Source organism: Enterobacter sp. DVT3837 (genome assembly GCF_056238685.1).
Map to the genome: position 1 here is coordinate 32,696 of NZ_JBWDLA010000006.1, position 18,307 is coordinate 51,002.

The 18,307-nt window shown below is 49.5% G+C and carries 15 protein-coding genes and 3 pseudogenes; 10 read left to right on the plus strand and 8 right to left on the minus strand.

From position 1 onward, the window contains the following. Positions 1 to 1,233: 1,233 nt before the first annotated feature. The 3 genes from AC0XWG_RS26005 to ddp1 all read left to right on the plus strand — a co-directional run bounded on the left by AC0XWG_RS26005 (position 1,234) and on the right by ddp1 (position 3,219). The gene (locus tag AC0XWG_RS26005) at positions 1,234 to 2,226 is read left to right on the plus strand and encodes a replication initiation protein (protein ID WP_077254586.1); all 993 of its coding nucleotides are present in this window, start codon (positions 1,234 to 1,236) and stop codon (positions 2,224 to 2,226) included. 8 nt (positions 2,227 to 2,234) lie between these two features. Further along, positions 2,235 to 2,678: a hypothetical protein gene (locus AC0XWG_RS26010; protein WP_001549899.1), complete on the plus strand. Its 444-nt coding sequence runs from the start codon at positions 2,235 to 2,237 to the stop codon at positions 2,676 to 2,678. Between the two features lie 187 nt (positions 2,679 to 2,865). Then, the gene (gene ddp1 / locus AC0XWG_RS26015; protein WP_001549898.1) at positions 2,866 to 3,219 is read left to right on the plus strand and encodes a DNA distortion polypeptide 3; all 354 of its coding nucleotides are present in this window, start codon (positions 2,866 to 2,868) and stop codon (positions 3,217 to 3,219) included. Positions 3,220 to 3,239: 20 nt separating this feature from the next. Here ddp1 and AC0XWG_RS26020 read toward each other — a convergent pair whose 3' ends face one another. The 4 genes from AC0XWG_RS26020 to AC0XWG_RS26035 form a co-directional block, all read right to left on the minus strand. Further along, positions 3,240 to 3,524 (minus strand): hypothetical protein, encoded by a 285-nt coding sequence (locus tag AC0XWG_RS26020; protein WP_001549897.1) that lies wholly within the window; start codon positions 3,522 to 3,524, stop codon positions 3,240 to 3,242. A gap of 35 nt (positions 3,525 to 3,559) precedes the next feature. Further along, positions 3,560 to 3,871 (minus strand): hypothetical protein, encoded by a 312-nt coding sequence (locus tag AC0XWG_RS26025; RefSeq protein ID WP_001549896.1) that lies wholly within the window; start codon positions 3,869 to 3,871, stop codon positions 3,560 to 3,562. A 206-nt stretch (positions 3,872 to 4,077) separates the two neighbouring features. Next, entirely contained in the window at positions 4,078 to 4,362 is a 285-nt protein-coding gene (locus AC0XWG_RS26030) for a hypothetical protein (RefSeq protein ID WP_001549894.1), read from the minus strand. Between the two features lie 99 nt (positions 4,363 to 4,461). Further along, positions 4,462 to 5,124, minus strand: a complete 663-nt coding sequence (locus tag AC0XWG_RS26035; RefSeq protein ID WP_000516402.1) for a nucleotide-binding protein — start codon at positions 5,122 to 5,124, stop codon at positions 4,462 to 4,464. A gap of 380 nt (positions 5,125 to 5,504) precedes the next feature. Between AC0XWG_RS26035 and AC0XWG_RS26040 the strand changes: the two genes are divergently transcribed. Further along, positions 5,505 to 6,167, plus strand: coding sequence for a recombinase family protein (locus tag AC0XWG_RS26040; protein ID WP_001549893.1), 663 nt, complete (start codon positions 5,505 to 5,507; stop codon positions 6,165 to 6,167). Between the two features lie 88 nt (positions 6,168 to 6,255). Here the strand turns inward: AC0XWG_RS26040 and AC0XWG_RS26045 are convergent, their stop codons facing one another. Continuing rightward, complete coding sequence (locus AC0XWG_RS26045; protein ID WP_000343760.1) at positions 6,256 to 7,476, minus strand: ISL3-like element ISKox3 family transposase; 1,221 nt, start codon at positions 7,474 to 7,476, stop codon at positions 6,256 to 6,258. Between the two features lie 101 nt (positions 7,477 to 7,577). Here AC0XWG_RS26045 and AC0XWG_RS26050 point away from each other — a divergent pair, with 101 nt between their 5' ends. The 3 genes and pseudogenes from AC0XWG_RS26050 to AC0XWG_RS26060 form a co-directional block, all read left to right on the plus strand. Continuing rightward, entirely contained in the window at positions 7,578 to 7,817 is a 240-nt protein-coding gene (locus AC0XWG_RS26050; protein ID WP_001549892.1) for a hypothetical protein, read from the plus strand. Positions 7,818 to 7,819: 2 nt separating this feature from the next. Next, positions 7,820 to 8,008 (plus strand): annotated as a pseudogene (locus AC0XWG_RS26055) (S24/S26 family peptidase); the annotation flags it as partial. A 263-nt stretch (positions 8,009 to 8,271) separates the two neighbouring features. Then, positions 8,272 to 8,439, plus strand: a pseudogene (locus tag AC0XWG_RS26060) (ArsR/SmtB family transcription factor); the annotation flags it as partial. Between the two features lie 107 nt (positions 8,440 to 8,546). On the opposite strand, the gene AC0XWG_RS26065 reads toward AC0XWG_RS26060, so the two are convergent. Beyond that, on the minus strand, positions 8,547 to 10,643 hold the full coding sequence (locus AC0XWG_RS26065; RefSeq protein WP_032309855.1) for a P-loop ATPase, Sll1717 family: 2,097 nt from the start codon (positions 10,641 to 10,643) through the stop codon (positions 8,547 to 8,549). 15 nt (positions 10,644 to 10,658) lie between these two features. Beyond that, positions 10,659 to 11,210: a recombinase family protein gene (locus AC0XWG_RS26070; protein WP_032309862.1), complete on the minus strand. Its 552-nt coding sequence runs from the start codon at positions 11,208 to 11,210 to the stop codon at positions 10,659 to 10,661. 163 nt (positions 11,211 to 11,373) lie between these two features. On the opposite strand from AC0XWG_RS26070, the pseudogene AC0XWG_RS26075 reads away from it, so the two are divergent. Continuing rightward, positions 11,374 to 12,273, plus strand: a pseudogene (locus AC0XWG_RS26075) (DUF4158 domain-containing protein); the annotation flags it as partial. A gap of 51 nt (positions 12,274 to 12,324) precedes the next feature. Here AC0XWG_RS26075 and tnpR read toward each other — a convergent pair. Continuing rightward, the gene (gene tnpR, locus AC0XWG_RS26080; RefSeq protein ID WP_004152391.1) at positions 12,325 to 14,040 is read right to left on the minus strand and encodes a Tn3-like element Tn4401 family resolvase TnpR; all 1,716 of its coding nucleotides are present in this window, start codon (positions 14,038 to 14,040) and stop codon (positions 12,325 to 12,327) included. A gap of 109 nt (positions 14,041 to 14,149) precedes the next feature. Between tnpR and tnpA the strand changes: the two genes are divergently transcribed. After that, entirely contained in the window at positions 14,150 to 17,179 is a 3,030-nt protein-coding gene (gene tnpA, locus AC0XWG_RS26085) for a Tn3-like element Tn4401 family transposase (RefSeq protein WP_004152392.1), read from the plus strand. A 106-nt stretch (positions 17,180 to 17,285) separates the two neighbouring features. Continuing rightward, on the plus strand, positions 17,286 to 18,307 hold a 1,022-nt coding region (gene istA, locus AC0XWG_RS26090), incomplete at its 3' end, for an IS21 family transposase (protein ID WP_004199214.1).

The following is an 18,307-nucleotide window of genomic DNA, read 5'->3' on the forward strand; positions in this document are numbered from 1 at the left end:
GTTATAACATCTTTTTTTTGCTTTACATTGTAAAGATTGAGTAAAGACAGGTATTGCTTTACCGTGCTTAAGGGATTACCAAAAGAGGCGCGAACTGTAGTTACATAATGCGCTGTCGTAACATCGCGCCGGAGACGTTCGCCAGGACTGGCGAACCAACAAGCCCGAATGATAGCGATAACCCCCCCTCACCCCTGCCAGGCCAATTTCTGACTATCAGGCGACGTTTAGCCTGTCGCAGTTAGCGCGTGAGCTTGCGAACGGTACGCCGGGTCAGTGTGAAACACTGGCGCGGGGCGCTGTATCTGCGCGTTATGAGATGCGTTAGCAGCGAATTACGGGGCGTGTTGCTGAAACCGATTGATGTCTGACAGCAAAAAATGAATCCGGGCGCCAGCTGCAGAACGACAATTGCCATCAAAAATCCGGTGGCCATCCTCGCCGGTTGTGAAATTTTGCTGGCATCCTGTGCGAGCGGAGATCACCCCCAGGCTAATTTTTGGCTTGTTTCGTAAAACGAGCTGTATGGCGCTCTAAGCGCTTTTTACCCGTTGCGTTGAATCATGACCGGGTAAAAGCCGTTATAACGCCGCTGAGGGCTTCTGATTGCGTTTTAGGATTGGATCGAAAAAGGATCGCGTCTGGATCTTTTCTGAGAGATCACACCGCTCGCCGCAGCCGAACGACAGGGCGAAGCCCGCGAGTGAGCGAGGAAGCGGAATTTCCACGGGATTTCAATAAAGCACTTACGCGCCAAGGTTAATATTTGCTCAATTTTTGGTGGTGCAGTGCTCAGGGAGGCCAGACGGATCTATCCTCTGGATTTATGCTGAGTTATCCACAGCCGCGGTGCATTAAAAAACTTATATTTTCTTTTTTTTTGTTAAAAGACTTAAAAACTTAAAGACTTAGGAGATTGGTAAGGTGCTGATATTTATATTAAATAAAGATTAAACATGATGGTTTAGGTCACTATCCATGATGGTCTGTGTCATTATCCATGATGGTTTAGGTCACTATCCATGATGGTCTGTGTCACTATCCATGATTGTTTAGGTCACTATCCATGATGGTCTGTGTCACTAACCATGATGGTTTAGGTCACATAATTAACCGATTGATTCTTTTACTTCAGATCTTTCGATCTTCAGATGATCAGTTCATGTTTTAAACATGTTTTCACTGTTTAGCTGCTCGCCATAGCATGTCCCCCCTAAAATTGCTGAGTTAAACATGATGGGATTTGTCACTAAACATGATGAATTTTTGTTGAGCCATCATGTTTGTTTTGGTATGTTAATTGGACAAACAGTAGGTGAGGATAAAACAATGCCGATAAGAAAGATTTCCGAGAAGACAAAAATTCGACATCGAAATGAAATCAATAAAACTCTTGCTCAGTTACCTCTTTCAGCAAAGAGGGTTTTGTGTCTGGCATTGGTGTCTGTAGATACAAAAAAACCGCTTGAACCTGGTATGATTTTTAAAATTACCGCTGATACCTATGCGTCTATTACGAAAGTAAAACCTTCAGTTGCATATCGTCAACTAAAGGAAGGTGCTGATTTACTTAATACTAGTAAGCTTTCCCTTTCAAGTGATGATATTTTGGCATTATCTAATGAATTAGGTCTACCTGATGCAATGCGCAAGAATTTAGAACGATTGGATATGGGGATTACTGATTATTGCGCATATAGCCCGAATGAGGGGTATGTTGTTCTTAAGTTTACACATACAATACACCCTTACATTTCAAATTTAATTGGTGGTGAAAATAAGTTTACTACTCAATTGCTTACTTCAGCGATGAGATTAAGTGGTCAATACTCATGGGCTTTATATCAGTTGATAAGGAAAAATTATTCCAAATTCAAATCAAAGAATTATTTCACAATACCGCTTAACGAATTAAAAGATGAGTTGATTGCATATACTATAGAAGATGACGAACTGGTTTATAAATATCCTGAGTTTCCTATCTTCAAAAGAGAAGTGATCAACAAAGCAATAAAAGAGATCAAAGAAAAAACAGAGATAGAATTCCTTTCCTGTTTAATAGAAAGTAAAGAAGGTCGTAAAGTTAGTGTTTTACGCTTTGAGTTTCTTATCTCTGAAGATAATTTTACTGGTATTGATAGTGAAACAGATGAATTTATGAATGGTGATGATGCCGCTTTCTTAGCAGAGTTTGATAAAGCGGTTCCCTCTAAAAAGAGTAAGTGAGGCAAAACATGGCTAAAATCTATGAGTTTCCGCTGGGAGCCGAACGAAGTAAGCTGAAAAATGAAATCATCCAGGAACGTAAAAAACGATTGCGAGAAAAGAACGGTAACCCGGTTATCCGGCACGCTAAATGGTTCTGGTTTTATCTGCGTCTTGCAACGGCTGGCGCACTGCATTTAGTCTCAGTTATTACTCTGGCAGTCCTGGGGGCTTTCAGTACAGCTATTTTCTGGATTGGTGGCCTGATGTGTGTTGTTACATGGTTTCACCTTGAGCATCAGTTCTGGACGCCGCAAAATTTCACCATTCCAGTAATCGTAACGCTGTGGGGATTGAGTTTGTTTGCCACTCCCCTGATGGAGCTGCTTAACAAAAAAATGCCGTGGTATTGCCTTCTGGTTCCTGATGCAAAGCATACCAGCACTGAGGCAACCAATGATGACCAGCTGTGAAGCAACAATGTTAGTCCGTAGGCTTGCAGTGCTTCTTTCAGCCTTTTATCATCGGTTTATCATAGCGCACGAGGTGAGTTCTTTTCACTGCGATGCAGGATAGGGCAAACGCCGCAAAATGACGTCTCTGACGCCATTCCGCAACGTTTGCCCGGTGACCTACAGTCGGTTCTTGTTGGAGAGATTTATGAAATATCAGGTTAAAGAGTTTATTAACGAAAAATATTCTAAGGCTGTTAATATTTTAAAGGATAACCTTAAAGAACACTACCATATTTTTTATGGTTTGAGATTAAGTGAGATTCTTTTTCCTGCCAGCGAATACGGCTCTGAAATGTTTTTTCAGGAGTTTGAGGCGATTAACAGTGTAATATTGCCTTTGGTGATTTTGGATTTAATAGACCGAAAGCCGATTATGGTTATCGGCTTCGGTGAAGTATCTGGAGTTGATTCACTTGTTGATTCTGGTATAGAAGTTGTTTCTTTAGACGGTTTAAGCGATCTGCTACTGGTTGAAAAACTAACGCCATTATTTAACTAAACCTCTCGATATCTATCTGTTCAGTTTTCCAGTAAGATTTTTTCTATATCTGAAAGCGTTATTTTTTCAATGCTTTCTATATAGTAATGTTCATTAAAATCTGTCATTCCCGTAAATTTTAGCTCTGCATCATCTTTCGAATAAGCAATGACAACTCTGAAATCATTTTCCCACAAATCCCACCTGTATTTGTCTTTTATACGAACCCTGTACAATCCTTTTTGGATAGTGCCATCTTTTTTCTCTTCCTGTACTTTTTTTAATTTTTCATTTTGCACCTGTTGTTCAAGCCATGATTTATTCATAAATCCCCCACGGTTAACGTCTTTAGGCTCGGTTTTTACTTAACGAAATCTTCCGGTTTTACACCTGTTTTTACCTTCATATACTTGCCCTCCCCCCTTAGCTTCGGCTGAAGTTCGCTAAAGTACCATCCGGCAACGGTAATAATGCCTAAAAATACAAAAATAGCAGGCTTCAGAACATCAATAGCTGATACAGCGCATAACTCAATATTGAGATTAGTACAAGTTCCCTCATCAGGTGCATAGAAACCCCATAAGCCTATACCTATAAGGAACATCCCCAATATCGGTTGGATGTATAACAAGTAGATATTAATAAGAGCTTTAATATATCTGAATATGAACATTTTTCTTTCCTTAGGTTGCTTTCTATTTTGGATTTCCAATTCTTAACCAATATGATGGTTCGACAATCCATTCTCCGCAGTCATAGGCAACGGCCTTATTATGCCTGTTAGCGAACCATACTAACCAGGCTAATAATCGCTGATTGCCGCTGTATTTGGTTTTATCTCTAATCATCACGACATATCTCTTTTTCTTAGCCATAACGCTACCCTAATTTTGCAGATTCAAGCAGCCAGTGGTTTTTCAGGTTCTCGTCCAGGTTATCGAATGCGGCCAGCGCTGCCTTTAGAACGGTTGTCTTGCTCTGGCCTGTTCTCTGCGCCTCAGCTTCCAGGATCTCCTCAAAGTACGCTGGCAGTCTGAAGTTCATCAACTTTGGTTTACCCACTACAGGCGCTCTGGTAGCGCCGGAGATAAAACGCGCGGTTTCTGCGTTTGTTGCTGGTTGCTGAGATTCATCGATGTTCGGACGGTTTAGTTTTAAAGCCATGAAAATTTCCTCTTGTACGGTATGCATTTATTGTAAATATCATAGTATCTTTATTGTGTATTTACAATGTAAAGATATCGATGAATCTTGTTGATATTGCTATAAAATGCCAATTTCCTGTGCCACAAGTTCAATCTGTGCTTTCGCTGTTGAAAGGCTCGATGCCCGGCTAACGTCATGTACCCCTGCCCCTTCATTACAGGCGCTTTCATACACATCCAGCTCGGATATCCGGGTTTTCAGAGGTTGAATCCAGATGTTGTCCGAACGCAGTAATTTATCCAGATCAATGGCCGCTTTTCTGTGGCGGGGTTTCGCTGAGTTGATTCTGGTGAACAGCACCCACGGTTCCAGAGCTGCGTTAGCTTTCTGAGCGGTGCGGATTTTCTCTGTAACACTGGTCAGTGTTTCGCTTTCGAAATCAGAGGACGGCTTAACCAGTGTTACCACGATATCTGATACTGTCAGGGCGCTACGGAACTCCTGGCTGTCATGGCCGGGGCAATCGACAATGAGGACTTCACACAGCTTACTAAGGCGCTTAATTTCGTTGCTGACGTTTCCGTAAGCTGCGTGAACCGGGATAGTGAGTAAGCCGTTATCTGTCCGCTTTTCGTTCCAGCTCAACAGATCGTGGTTTTTATCTGTCTTCAGGATAATTACCGACTTACCTTTGTTGACCAGCATTGAGCCTGTGTTAGCTACGTAGGTGCTTTTGCCTACCCCACCCTTATCTGATACGACAAGCAAGATTTTACCCATTTTCACAACTCCTCTCTTTATGTTGTAAAGCTCATGTAAAGATTTATTTGTCTTTACATCGTGTGTTTTTCGTAAAGATATTTTTGTCTTTACAGTGTCTTTATAATCAAAAAGATTTACCATGTAAAGCACAAATAAAGACAAGCATGTCTTTATTTAATCTTTACGTGGTAAATATAGCGCTGTCTTTACATGATGGTTACTTGGTAAAGCGTGGTGTGTCTTTACAATATCTTTATATTGTAAATCTTTAGTGTGACGTTGTCACTATAGGGTCGGGGGTGTTTGCTGGTTCTTTTTGAGTGTGCCTTCCCTGAACCAACTGAAATGGGTACTGTATGGGTGTGTCTGGTTAACTCAAAATGAACTGGTTCCCTATAATGACTCAAACAGTACCGAAAGGCTTTGTCAGAGCTTACTTACGCGCATCCACGACTGAACAGGATGCAACACGCGCCCTGGACACGATAAATACCTTCGCCATCGAGCGCGGCCTGAGCATCTGTAACTACTACATTGAAAATGAATCAGGTTCTAAGCTTGAACGCCCTGAGTTGTTCCGGCTCCTGAAAGATTGTCAGCAAAACGATATCTTGCTGGTAGAGGATGTGGACAGGCTTTCACGCCTGGTAGGGGAGGACTGGAACACACTGAAGAAAATGATCCGGCAGAAAGATATCCGGGTTGTGGCCGTCAACGTTCCGACAACCTGGCTCGCATCGGGTCACAATGATTTTGACAGCCGAATGTTTTCGGCCATAAACGATATGTTGCTGGATATGCTGGCCGCCGTCGCCAGGCGAGACTATGAACAGCGCCGGGAACGGCAGCAGCAGGGGATCGCCAGGGCGAAAAGGGAAGGGAAGTATAAAGGCCGCCAGGTTAATCAGTCTCGCTATGACGCCATAAACAGGCTGATTGCGAGCGGCAGCTCCTGGAGCCAGATTCAAAAAGTGCTGGGTTGTAGCCGGGCGACTATCAGCAAAGCTGTGAAGCAACAGACCGTTAACAAAATGAACCATGAACCTGAAGGTAGGGAGTAGTTACAACATAATAAGCAGTGTGTTGAAGAATAAAACTGATTCTTTATACTGTATATGCATGGGTCTTCCCCGATCATGGTGGGAAGGCTCAGAACGCCATATTCAGCTTTCCGTAGTGGAACATCACCCCCAGTTTAAAGCGCTCCCGGTTTCGGTATCCCCTGGCTTTTATCCTCAGCAGCCTGATCTTGCTGTTAAGTGCCTCCGCATTTCCGTTTGAGACACTGTGTCGCATCGCATTCAGGATCCCGTACAGCCTTTTTCCTATCGTTTTCGCGGCATTTTTCATCATGGGAACGTCACTGTTAGCCGCCAGCGCCAACCATCTCTGCCAGTCACTCCGTCTTTCCTCGCTCCATGGCCTGTTCCAGATATCCTTTGCCAGCTCTTTCAGCGCCCAGCACTGGCTCGTCAGCTTCATCTGTGCACGCAGCCACATCAGCTTTTCCTGCCGGGATTCGGTCATCCACTTATCGCTGTACTGCCACAGGAAGCGGGTTCCTTTTGCCTGGTGTCGGCTTTCAACAGGGAGGTGCGGATGTTCATTCTGACGGGTTTTATCAACTACCTCGCCCAGTTGCTTCGCCACATGGAAGCGGTCAAAGGCGATTTTCTCAACCGCACTGGGTAAGTGGATACGCGCTGCTCTTATATAGCCCGCGTTCATGTCCATTGAGAGCGTTTTGATAGCCAGCAACTGCCCATCAGTGAGCGTGCGAAGATAGCCGGCAAGACTCTCTGTGCCGCGATCATCCGTTAAGGCCAGCGCCCGACCATCGCGATCGGAGATCACCGTTATGTAACGATGTCCTTTTTTAAAGGCGACCTCATCCACATTCATATGACGGGCGGATAATGGCTTTTTTATCCGGGCAAGACCTCGCTTAACTGCCCGGGTCATAATGCCGTCAACCGCATTCCAACTGAGCTTAAGTTGCTTCCTGACAGCATCAACGGTGCTGATTTTCAGCCATGAGAGAACGAACGATTCGAATAGCAACGTATACCGGCTTCCGGGGCCAGCCCACGGAACAGGCAACGTCAGGCAGCCATGCTCCGGACACATAATTCGTGGAACATCGGCTTCAACAATAGTGGTGAACTGGCAGGTATCAAGATGGCGCCATTTACGATGACGGTGATCGTGAACAGAACAGGATTTACCGCAGGTCGGACAGGCTAGCCGGGTGTTTTCAGCGATCTCAATAGTGACAGTAACAGAACCGGCATTTTCATCGAGAGAAAGGGACTTTACCTGCCACGGATCGGACAGGTTGAGAATATGAGCGTAGAGGGACTTTTCGTCCATGGCGGTGACCTCTGGCGATTAAATACACCATTATCATGCCTTCAGCCACCACAACAAGGGAAGACCCATATGCATACAGCTATATTGATCGGAGGTTTTTCATGCCTAGACACTATGAAATTGACTCAGCCTGGCGTGCGAGCATTAAGCGTGAGCCGAACGGTCGTCAGACAGTTACGACAGAAGCCTTTGTCAGCCAGCTTGCGCTGATTAATTTTCACTGGAGTTGTCGCCAAGCAAATCAGTGGATTGAAACCTACGTGACCGTTTTTAAAGACATTTCCACTCAGGAAGGAGAGAACCGGACATTCATGCTTTTTAACCCCAACGGAGGCCGTTAAAAATGGGTTTTCCATCGCCAGCAACCGACTACCAGGAAAACAGGCTGTCACTCGATCAGCACTGTAATACAGGAGCGCCGGGAGTATTCTTTTTTCGAAGTGATACCTACTCTTTCCGGGAAGGGATAAAGCCTGGTGCGCTGCTCATAGTAGATTTTGGGGGCACGCCCGTTGACGGGTCTTTGGTGCTGGGGTCTGAGGTCCAACCATGCGAAAAACCACGTTAAGAAAGCAACCTTCTGAAAAGGCGACGTTTATCAGTTTTTTTTCCGGCCATAAAGGGGGCGGAAATTATTCCCTGCACGGGTATTCGCAAGGATTTCGGTAGTGCTCTGGCTCTGCCCCCCATAACCTGGCGGACAGAGCATGATTGGGAAAGCGGTACCCTCACGGCAGAAACGATTGACGCAGGCTATATTTCTATTATTCTGGAAATATAGATAAAGGAGGTATTATGGATTTAAACACTGCTGCAAACGCACTTCGAGAACTGGGCCACCCGACACGTCTCAGCATATACCGGGAGCTGGTCAGGGCGGGTCATGAAGGCCTGCCGGTTGGCGAACTGCAGAAGCACCTTGAGATTCCTGCCTCCACGCTCAGCCATCATCTTTCAGGGGTTTGAGGTCCAATGGAACGAAAACGTACGCTAAGGATATATATTATTGATTTATTATAAAATATGAGAAAGTTCCTTTTCAGGAACCCTCTCATATGATGTACCTGATGCTATTTTCTTCGTTTCTTTTGAGTGCTTTTAATGGCCATATATGATGTTTCATATAGAGTTAAAAGTTTCCCCATCTGACTATCTATAGCGTCATGCTTCTCAGGGTTTCTTAATTTTTGCAACAATTTAGATATGTATTTCGCAGGTAATTTTATTATTAATGAATTATGAGATTGATACATTTCTTTTGTCCAATCCAAATCTCTCCCTGATTTCAATGCCTCACTTTCTTCTCTATTAATAATAAACCCTAATTTTCCATACGGACCTGTTAAATATGATTGTAATTGTCTGTACTCAGATGGACCTAATTCTTCAAAATTTTTTGCATCAAAAACAACTTGTCTTGTTTTATAGTCTTCTAATACACGCTTCCAAAAATCTGATTTTCCACCATTGGTACCTATAATATCTCTTCTCTGAACCGCGTTACCGTTTGGATGCGGTTTTATATCTGTCAGGTGGGATGCAAATACAATTCTTAGTGCGTCTAAGCACCATTGCTCAAATTCATTAGCCCCTTCATTTCCTGTCGGTATTTGATCCAGATGAGTGGTTATTTGACCTATTGTTTTATTTCTAATGGCTGAATTATCGGAAACAACATTGATATCATATTCGTCATTTATTTCCTCAGCTTCCTCTGGAGCAAGAGCGTTGCGATTTAAATTCAAACCAAGCCAATAACATGGATGAATTAATAGTTTTTCACTGCTTTCAAAACCTTTGTCTGGGGTTCGTCCATCATGGCAAAATGAATAGGATGAAGTGTTTTTATCACGTATACCCACAAATCCTACGCTATACAAACTTTGGAGGATCCCACTAGCTTTTAGTAATTGTATTTCAGAGATTATTTTTGGGTCTTCATTTTCTTCTATTGATTCGAAAGATGCTTCTATTTTTTTTAAGCAAGTGTAGACTGTTAATTCAGGTTCAATACTACGGAATGCACTAGTTATAACTTGTATTGAAGGGAAAATCTTCTGGTACTCCTTCCAAAGATCTTCAAGCCTGGCCATGGAAATTGACTTGGCTGCATATTCTAGATCAGTGTTAATAATGGTTTCTCGATTCTCTCTAAATGCGGAGAAAAAAGCTTCATTTAACAATGACAGTAAGTCTCTGGGACGGTAAAGGGTAAATTGCAAGCATCGCTTAAAACCATTCCTTCCTTTGAGGTCATCGGCTGTACACCTATCCCAAACCCGTTGATCTTTCTCAATATCTAGATTAAATGCCACTTTCATTCTTTTAGCCGATAGCATTAAGAGTTGTGCCCAATCCCAATGCAGCCTTATGACTTGCCCCTCTATATTTCTTGAGTAGTCAGGATCTTCCTTTGATAGCGATCTAAATATATTATCCCTTAAAAAAATGATTGGGCGAATGCATTTTGCTTTTTGATTTAATTCGATTGAGGCATATGCCAGACCAGCTATGATTCCGATTCCTATATTATCCGGTTCATATGCTTCATCTAGCTTATCCATCAAAATGACAACTTTCCTGTCTGAGCGTTCAAGAAGTGAAACTATATTGCCTTCGATTTCTGAAATATTCAAATTAAATTGAAGGTCACCAATTGATTCTTCAGGATTGTTTTCATCTAAATATTCTTTTGCTACAATCCTACACTTTCTTAAAATATCACCTTGTGCAGCATTCCATTTCTTTAAATGCTCATTCAACAATGTTTCTGTCGAAATTTGAGATGATAATTTATAATGAGAAGATATATATGATGCTATCTCCATTAACATAGCATATCGCCATAATAACCTTGTTGCTGCCCTGGCTAAATTGAATGAGCCTGTAAATGGCTTCAACATTGATCTAAAGCCAATTATTTGCGTGTCGTCTGGTGAAAAACTTAGGATTAATATTTTTTTATCTTTCTTCCAATGCTCATTTAGCTGAATGAATAAAGCACTTTTACCAGTCCCTCGTCTGCCTACAACAATAGTTCGGTCATCTGTTTCAATTAAAGTTCTAAAGTCAGCAGTTTCGATGAAAGCACTGCTCAACATTTTCTTATCATTTTCTGCTGTTGTATCGCCAAACGGATTAGACTTTGAAGTAATATTAAATTCCATATTCAACCTTTTATATTAGTTGCTTTCATTTATTACTTTATATACTGTTGAACGAGCAATATTCATTGTTTTTGATATGTGTGAGGCTCCTAAACCTTGTTTCCACATATTTAATATCGCACCTCTGTTTATTTTTCTTTTTCTACCGAACACAACTCCCTTTGCCATTGCTTCTTGGCGACCTTCATTTGTTCGTTCTAATATTCTTTGACGTTCGGCTTGAGCTACAGCAGACAGAATAGTGACCACCATTTTTCCCATGTCACCATCAGTACTGATTCCGTCATCGATAAACCGGACAGCTACGCCCTGAGCGTCGAATGCTTTAATTAACTGGATCATATCGGCAGTGTCACGGCCAAGACGGTCGAGCTTCTTCACCAGAATGGCGTCACCATCCTCCACCTTCATACGCAGCAGATCAAGCCCCGGACGATCAACCGAACTGCCGGATGCCTTATCAGTAAAGATACGATTTGCTTTCACTCCTGCTTCTTTGAGCGCACTGATCTGAATATCGAGCGACTGCTGACTAGTTGATACCCGTGCGTAACCAAAAAGGCGCATAAAAATGTATCCTAAATCAAATATCGGACAACAGGTGTCTGTTATAACAAAAAATCGATTTAATAGACACATAAACAATACCATTTTAGTATGTCCGATAATTTATAACATTTCGTACGGTTGGAAAAATGTTACTAAATGCCCGTCAGGCAGGGAGGCCGATATGCCCGTTGACTTTCTGACCACTGAGCAGACTGAAAGCTATGGCAGATTCACCGGTGAACCGGATGAGCTTCAGCTGGCACGATATTTTCACCTTGATGAAGCAGACAAGGAATTTATCGGAAAAAGCAGAGGTGATCACAACCGTCTGGGCATTGCCCTGCAAATTGGATGTGTCCGTTTTCTGGGCACCTTCCTCACCGATATGAATCATATTCCTTCCGGCGTCCGGCATTTTACCGCCAGACAGCTCGGGATTCGTGATATCACCGTTCTTGCAGAATACGGTCAGAGGGAAAATACCCGCCGTGAGCATGCAGCGCTGATACGTCAGCACTATCAGTATCGTGAATTTGCCTGGCCCTGGACATTTCGCCTTACCCGTCTTTTATATACCCGGAGCTGGATAAGCAACGAACGTCCTGGCCTGCTTTTCGATCTGGCGACAGGGTGGCTTATGCAACATCGTATTATTCTCCCCGGAGCCACTACGCTGACCCGGTTGATTTCAGAGGTAAGGGAAAAGGCGACGTTGCGCCTGTGGAACAAACTGGCACTGATACCGTCAGCCGAACAGCGTTCACAGCTGGAGATGCTGCTGGGGCCAACTGATTGCAGCCGCCTGTCTTTACTGGAATCACTGAAAAAGGGCCCTGTGACCATCAGTGGTCCGGCGTTTAATGAAGCAATTGAACGCTGGAAAACTCTGAACGATTTTGGCCTGCATGCTGAAAACCTGAGTACACTCCCGGCTGTGCGCCTGAAAAATCTCGCACGTTATGCTGGTATGACTTCGGTGTTCAATATTGCCAGGATGTCACCGCAGAAAAGGATGGCGGTTCTGGTTGCCTTTGTCCTTGCATGGGAAACGCTGGCGCTGGATGATGCATTGGACGTTCTGGGGTTCTAAGCGGGAATCCCAGAAAATTCCGTCATTCCGTATGATGAAAATTCAGTCGACTCCTCGCTTGACGTGACGAGCGCCAAAAGCCTGCCGCATCTGCCTGGCGCGCTCGAGCTCATCGCCATGCAAATACATCGACGTCGTGGCGATCGACGCATGGCGTAGGTTGTCGCGCACCGCGGTGAGCTGAGCTCCCCGGGCCAACGCATGGCTGGCATGACTGTGACGCATCCAATGAGGCGTGGCACGGCGCAGCTTTTCGGCGGCGACCGGATGATCGGCCTCAATGGCCTCAGCGGCTTGCGTAAAGAATCTTCGCAACACGCACCAAAGGTGAGGGCCGGTGATGCCGGCATTACCGTCTTCCCCAAGACTGCCCACCAGGGGCGTTTTCGGATTCCACCGTTCCCGGCTGACTGGCAGTTGACGCTGTGCCAAGTATTGGTCCAGCGCCGTATACGCGAGCGGCGGCAAGGCCACCTTACCTGGTTTGCCACCTTTGCCAACCAAATGCAGCCAGTGGTCACCGTGCTCGTCGAGGCGGACATTACCCAGGACGGCGCCGACCAGTTCGCTAGCGCGCAGGCCCGTGGCATAGCCGAAGTCGAGCATGAAGCGCAGGCGTTGTGCTGCCGGCTCGGACCAGCCGTAGGACCATTCCAGGCCGTCTGCAATGGCGCGCAGCAGTAGCCATTCTCCCTCGGTAAAGCCTCGCGCCGTATCCAGTGCGGGCCGCAAGGCGTGACCGCGTACCTTGACGCCGGCGAAAGGGTTGGCCAGCACATAGCGCTGCTCGATGAGCCACCGGAACAGCGCCGAGAGCACCGTCAGCGCATACGCTGCCGAGCGTGCGGACAAGCCGCCCGAGAAGGGGCGCCATTCCACCGAATCGCGTGGTCGAGGTGGCCCCACCCAACGCTCGCGCGGGGTCGGGTGCCGGACAAAGGCCCGGTACGCGATTGCATCGTCCGTGGTCAGGGATGATAGCGCCCGTCCGCGTTCGACGATGGCCCACAGGATTAGCCGCGCAGCCTCCTTGCGATAGGCGCGCTGTGTGGCGACAGTCTCGTGCAGCGCCAGCCAGGCCTGCACGGCCTCGTAGTCGTTGGTCGCATTCAGCGTGCAAGCGTTGCGCGGGGCCCGGAAATTGCCCTGCGAGCCGTCGACTTCGTTCGGCAGACGCAACTGCTCCCACGGCACGATGCCGCTGGGCTGAATAATCGGGATCAGGGCCCGGGCGCGCTCGGTGAGCTGCGGATGTGCGGCAAAGAAAGCCTCGACCTGCCGGGCGCCTGTCATGCCGAGTCCCTCGATGGCTTTCCACCAGCCACGCCGGCGGGGAATGCGCACGGTCAGCGCCGAGAGGGTGTGGATACCGTACGCCTGCAGTGCCCTGACGGTCCTCGGAGACAGCCACTGGTCGATGCTGTCGCTGATCTGGGGCTTCGGCGCCGGCAGCGTGGGCAAGAGCCGGATCGCGCGTTCGACGGCACCCGCGCGCCCCTGTCGCTCTTCGGGGGCGTGCTGGAACACGTCGGCCAGATCCGGCCGGTGGCGGCTGTTGGCGAAAACGATGAGCTGGCGGCGGATATGCCCCAGCATCCCTCGCGCTGATTGACCGGCGGCCTTGCGTGCCGCCAGGTAGTGTTCAACGGCCGCGCGAGAGCTGAGTCCCGCGTACCAGCCGCGCAAGGCAGCCAGCGAATCCGCATCGGGAAAGCCGACTGGGGTAGAACTCGAAGCCGTAGTCTGGCCCGTTTTCATATGGACAGGTTGCGATTCGAAAAGCGAGTAACGCGATAATAACGATTATTTCAGTAGAATCGAAAATGCCCCATGTTTCTACGAAACCTCAAGATAGCAAGAACGGGCCATGAGCAAGAAGAACAAGCTACTCAGCGTCCTATCCGACGCCGAACAGGAGGCCTTGTATGGCCTGCCGGAGTTCGATGATGCGCAGCAGCTGGAATATCTGGCTGTGACAGAAACCGAGTTGGCGCTTGCCAACAGCCGGCCCAGTCTTCATGCCAAGGTCTATTGCCTCTTGCAGATCGGCTACTTCAAGGCCAAGCATGCCTTCTTCAGTTTCGACTGGGACGAAGTCGAGGACGATTGCGCTTTCGTGCTGAGCCGCTATTTCCACGGCGAGGTGTTCGAACCCAAGGCGATCACCAAGCATGAACGCTACACCCAGCGCGAGCAGATCGCCAAACTATTCGGCTACTGGCCGTGGTCGGCCGCCTTCCTGCCGCAGCTCGAGCAGCAGGCCGCACGGACCGTGCGGCGTGACGTAACGCCGGGGTTCGTCGCCGCCGAGCTGATCGTCTGGCTCAATGAGCACAAGATTATCCGGCCCGGCTATACGACCTTGCAAGAGTTGGTCAGCGAAACGCTATCCGCCGAGCGCCGGCGCCTGGGCAATCTGCTGGAGCAAGCGTTGGACGAATCTGCCAAGGCCGCGCTGAGCCAGCTTCTGGTCCGTGATGACACCCTGTCGCAACTGGCGGCGCTCAAGCAGGACGCCAAGAATTTCGGCTGGCGCCAGATGGTCCGCGAGCGCGAAAAGCGCGCCACGCTGGAGCCGCTGCACGCAATCGCCAAGACACTGCTGCCTAAACTCGACGTCTCGCAGCAGAACCTGCTGTACTACGCGAGCCTGGCAAACTTCTACACCGTCCACGACCTGCGCAATCTGAAGGCCGATCAGACCCAACTCTACCTGCTGTGCTATGCCTGGGTACGCTACCGGCAGCTCTCCGACAACCTGGTCGATGCGATGGCGTACCACATGAAGCAGTTGGAGGACGAAAGCAGCGCTGGTGCCAAACAATCCTTTGCCGACGAGCAGGTGCGCCGTCAGCAGGAAACGCCGCGGGTAGGCCGCCTGCTGTCACTCTACGTTGATGATAGCGTGGCCGATCCCACGCCCTTCGGCGAGGTGCGGCAGCGCGCCTACAAGATCATGCCTCGCGATACGCTGCAAACCACGGCGCAGCGTATGAGCGTGAAGCCGGCGAGCAAGCTGGCCTTGCAGTGGCAGGCGGTGGACGGGCTGGCCGACCGCATGCGCCGCCATCTTCGTCCACTGTACGTTGCGCTCGACCTCTCCGGCTCCAATCCAGACAGTCCATGGCTTGCCGCGCTGGCCTGGGCCAAAGGTGTTTTTGCCAAGCAGCAGCGGCTGTCGCAACGGCCACTCGACGAGTGGCCCGCGGCGACACTTCCGAAACGCTTGCGGCCGTACCTGCTGACCTTCGACGCCGACGGTAAACCAACCGGCCTGCACGCTGACCGCTACGAGTTCTGGCTGTACCGCCAGATCAGGAAGCGTCTCCAATCGGGTGAACTCTACCTCGACGACAGCCTGCAACACCGGCACTTCTCAGATGAACTGGTTGAGATGGACAGGAAGATCGATGTGCTCGCAAAAATGGAGATCCCCTTCCTGCAGCAACCCGTCCATGCCCAACTCGATGCGCTGACTGCCGAACTGCGCACGCAGTGGCTGGCGTTCAACCGCGAGCTGAAACAGGGCAAGCTGACGCACCTCGAATACAACAAGGACACGCAGAAACTGACCTGGCGCAAGCCCAAGAGCGAGAATGAGAAAGCGCGCGAAAAGGCATTCTACGAGAAGCTTCCGTTCTGCGACGTGGCCGACGTGTTTCGCTTCGTCAACGACGAGTGCAAGTTTCTGTCGGCGTTCACGCCCATGCAGCCGCGCTACGCGAAGAAGGTCGCCGACGCTGACAGCCTGATGGCGGTCATCATCGCGCAAGCGATGAACCACGGCAACCACGTCATGGCGCGCACCAGCGACATCCCGTACCACGTGCTGGATAGCGGCTACCAGCAGTACCTGCGCCAGGCAACGCTGCACGCGGCCAACGACTGCATCAGCAACGCCATCGCCACGCTACCGATCTTCCCATACTACTCGTTCGACCTCGAAACGCTGTACGGTGCCGTCGACGGGCAGAAATTCAGCGTCGAACGGCCGACCGTGAAGGCGCGCTATTCGCGCAAGTACTTCGGGCGCGGCAAGGGCGTGGTCGCCTACACGCTGCTGTGCAACCACATCCCGCTCAACGGCTACCTGATCGGCGCGCACGACTACGAGGCCCACCACGTGTTCGACATCTGGTATCGCAACACGTCGGACATCATGCCGACCGCGATCACCGGCGACATGCACAGCGTCAACAAGGCCAACTTCGCCATCCTGCATTGGTTTGGCCGGCGGTTCGAGCCGCGCTTCACCGACCTCAACGCGCAATTGAAAGAACTCTACTGCGCTGACGATCCAGCACAGTATCAGGCGTGCCTGATTCGGCCAGTCGGGAAAATCGACTGCGATCTCATCCATCGCGAGAAGCCGAACATCGACCGGATCGTCGCCACACTCGGGCTGAAGGAAATGACGCAGGGCACGCTGATCCGCAAGCTGTGCACCTACACCACGACGAACCCGACGCGGCGCGCGATCTTCGAGTTCGACAAGCTCATCCGCAGCATCTACACGCTTCGCTACCTGCGCGATCCGCAACTGGAACGCAACGTGCACCGCTCGCAAAATCGCCTCGAGTCCTACCATCAGCTACGCTCGGCCATTGCCCAGGTCGGCGGTAAGAAGGAACTGACCGGTCGCACCGACATTGAAATCGAGATCAGCAACCAGTGCGCACGGCTGATCGCCAACACGATCATTTTCTACAACTCGGCAATCTTGTCGCGGCTGGTGACCAAGTACGAGGCGGCCGGCAACAGCAAGGCGCTGGCACTCATCACAAAAATTTCGCCTGCGGCATGGCGGCACATCCTGCTCAACGGGCACTACACCTTTCAAAGCAGCGGCAAGACGATCGATCTCGATGCGATCGTCGCAGGCCTGGAACTGGAGTGACGGAATTTTCAGCGGTTCCGTGTTAGCAGCAGTGTAAAACTGACCCACCCCAGCGAAGTAAAACTGATCCACCTGGGCTAGTTTGGCGGCCTTTTCGAGGCCGTCGATGTTGACCCAGGAGCAAACCGTGGAAATCAGAGTTCTTGCCCGACAGGGCCACTCCATCCGGCACATCGCCCGCACGTTGGGGGTCTCGCGCAATACCGTGCGCCGCTACCTCCGCGATCCGTCGGTAGCGCGATACCAGCCCCGTGAACCACGCCCCACCAAACTGGGGCCATTTGAATCTTATCTGCGGCAACGGGTCGAGCAGGCCCACCCCATCTGGCTGCCTGCCACCGTCCTGAATCGGGAAATCCGCGCTCAAGGGTATGGCGGCGGTCTCTCGTTATTGCGCGCCTTCCTCGCCACGCTCAAGCCCGCCCGCCGCGAAGCAGGTCCGGCCGTCCGTTTCGAGACCGAGCCCGGACGGCAGTTGCAGGCTGATTTCGTGGTCTTGCGCCGGGCCAGATCCCCCATGTCGGCCTTCGTCGCCACGCTGGGATACAGCCGCATGACGTTTGTCACCTTCGTACCGGACGAATCCTTCGAGTCCGTGCGGGACTCCCTGTTGCTGGCTTTTGACTATCTGGGCGGTGTGCCCCGCGAGGTGTTGTTCGACAACATGAAGACCGTGGTGCTGGAACGCGATGCCTACGGTGACGGCAAGCACCGTTTTCACCCCGGCTTGCTTCAACTGGCCGATGACCTGGGGTTCCGGATCCGGCTGTGTCGCCCGTATCGGGCCCAGACCAAAGGCAAGGTCGAGCGCTTCAATCGCTACTTCCGCGAGAGCTTCTACAACCCGTTGCTGACCCGGATGAAGGGCACGGGGCTGCTGCTCGATTGTGCTGCTGCCAACCGACGCGTCCGTGACTGGTTGGCAGACGAGGCGAATGTGCGGGTCCACGCCACCCTGAACGAGCGCCCCATCGACCGTTGGCGGCAGGAGCGGGAACACCTGCAACCCTTGCCATCCCGTGTGCGGCGCGACGAGGCCCCCCTGCTGGATAACAGTCTCCGCCCGGTACCACTGGAATCTCTCCAGCACCCACTGTCTGTCTATGACGCAATTGGGGAGGCCTGCCG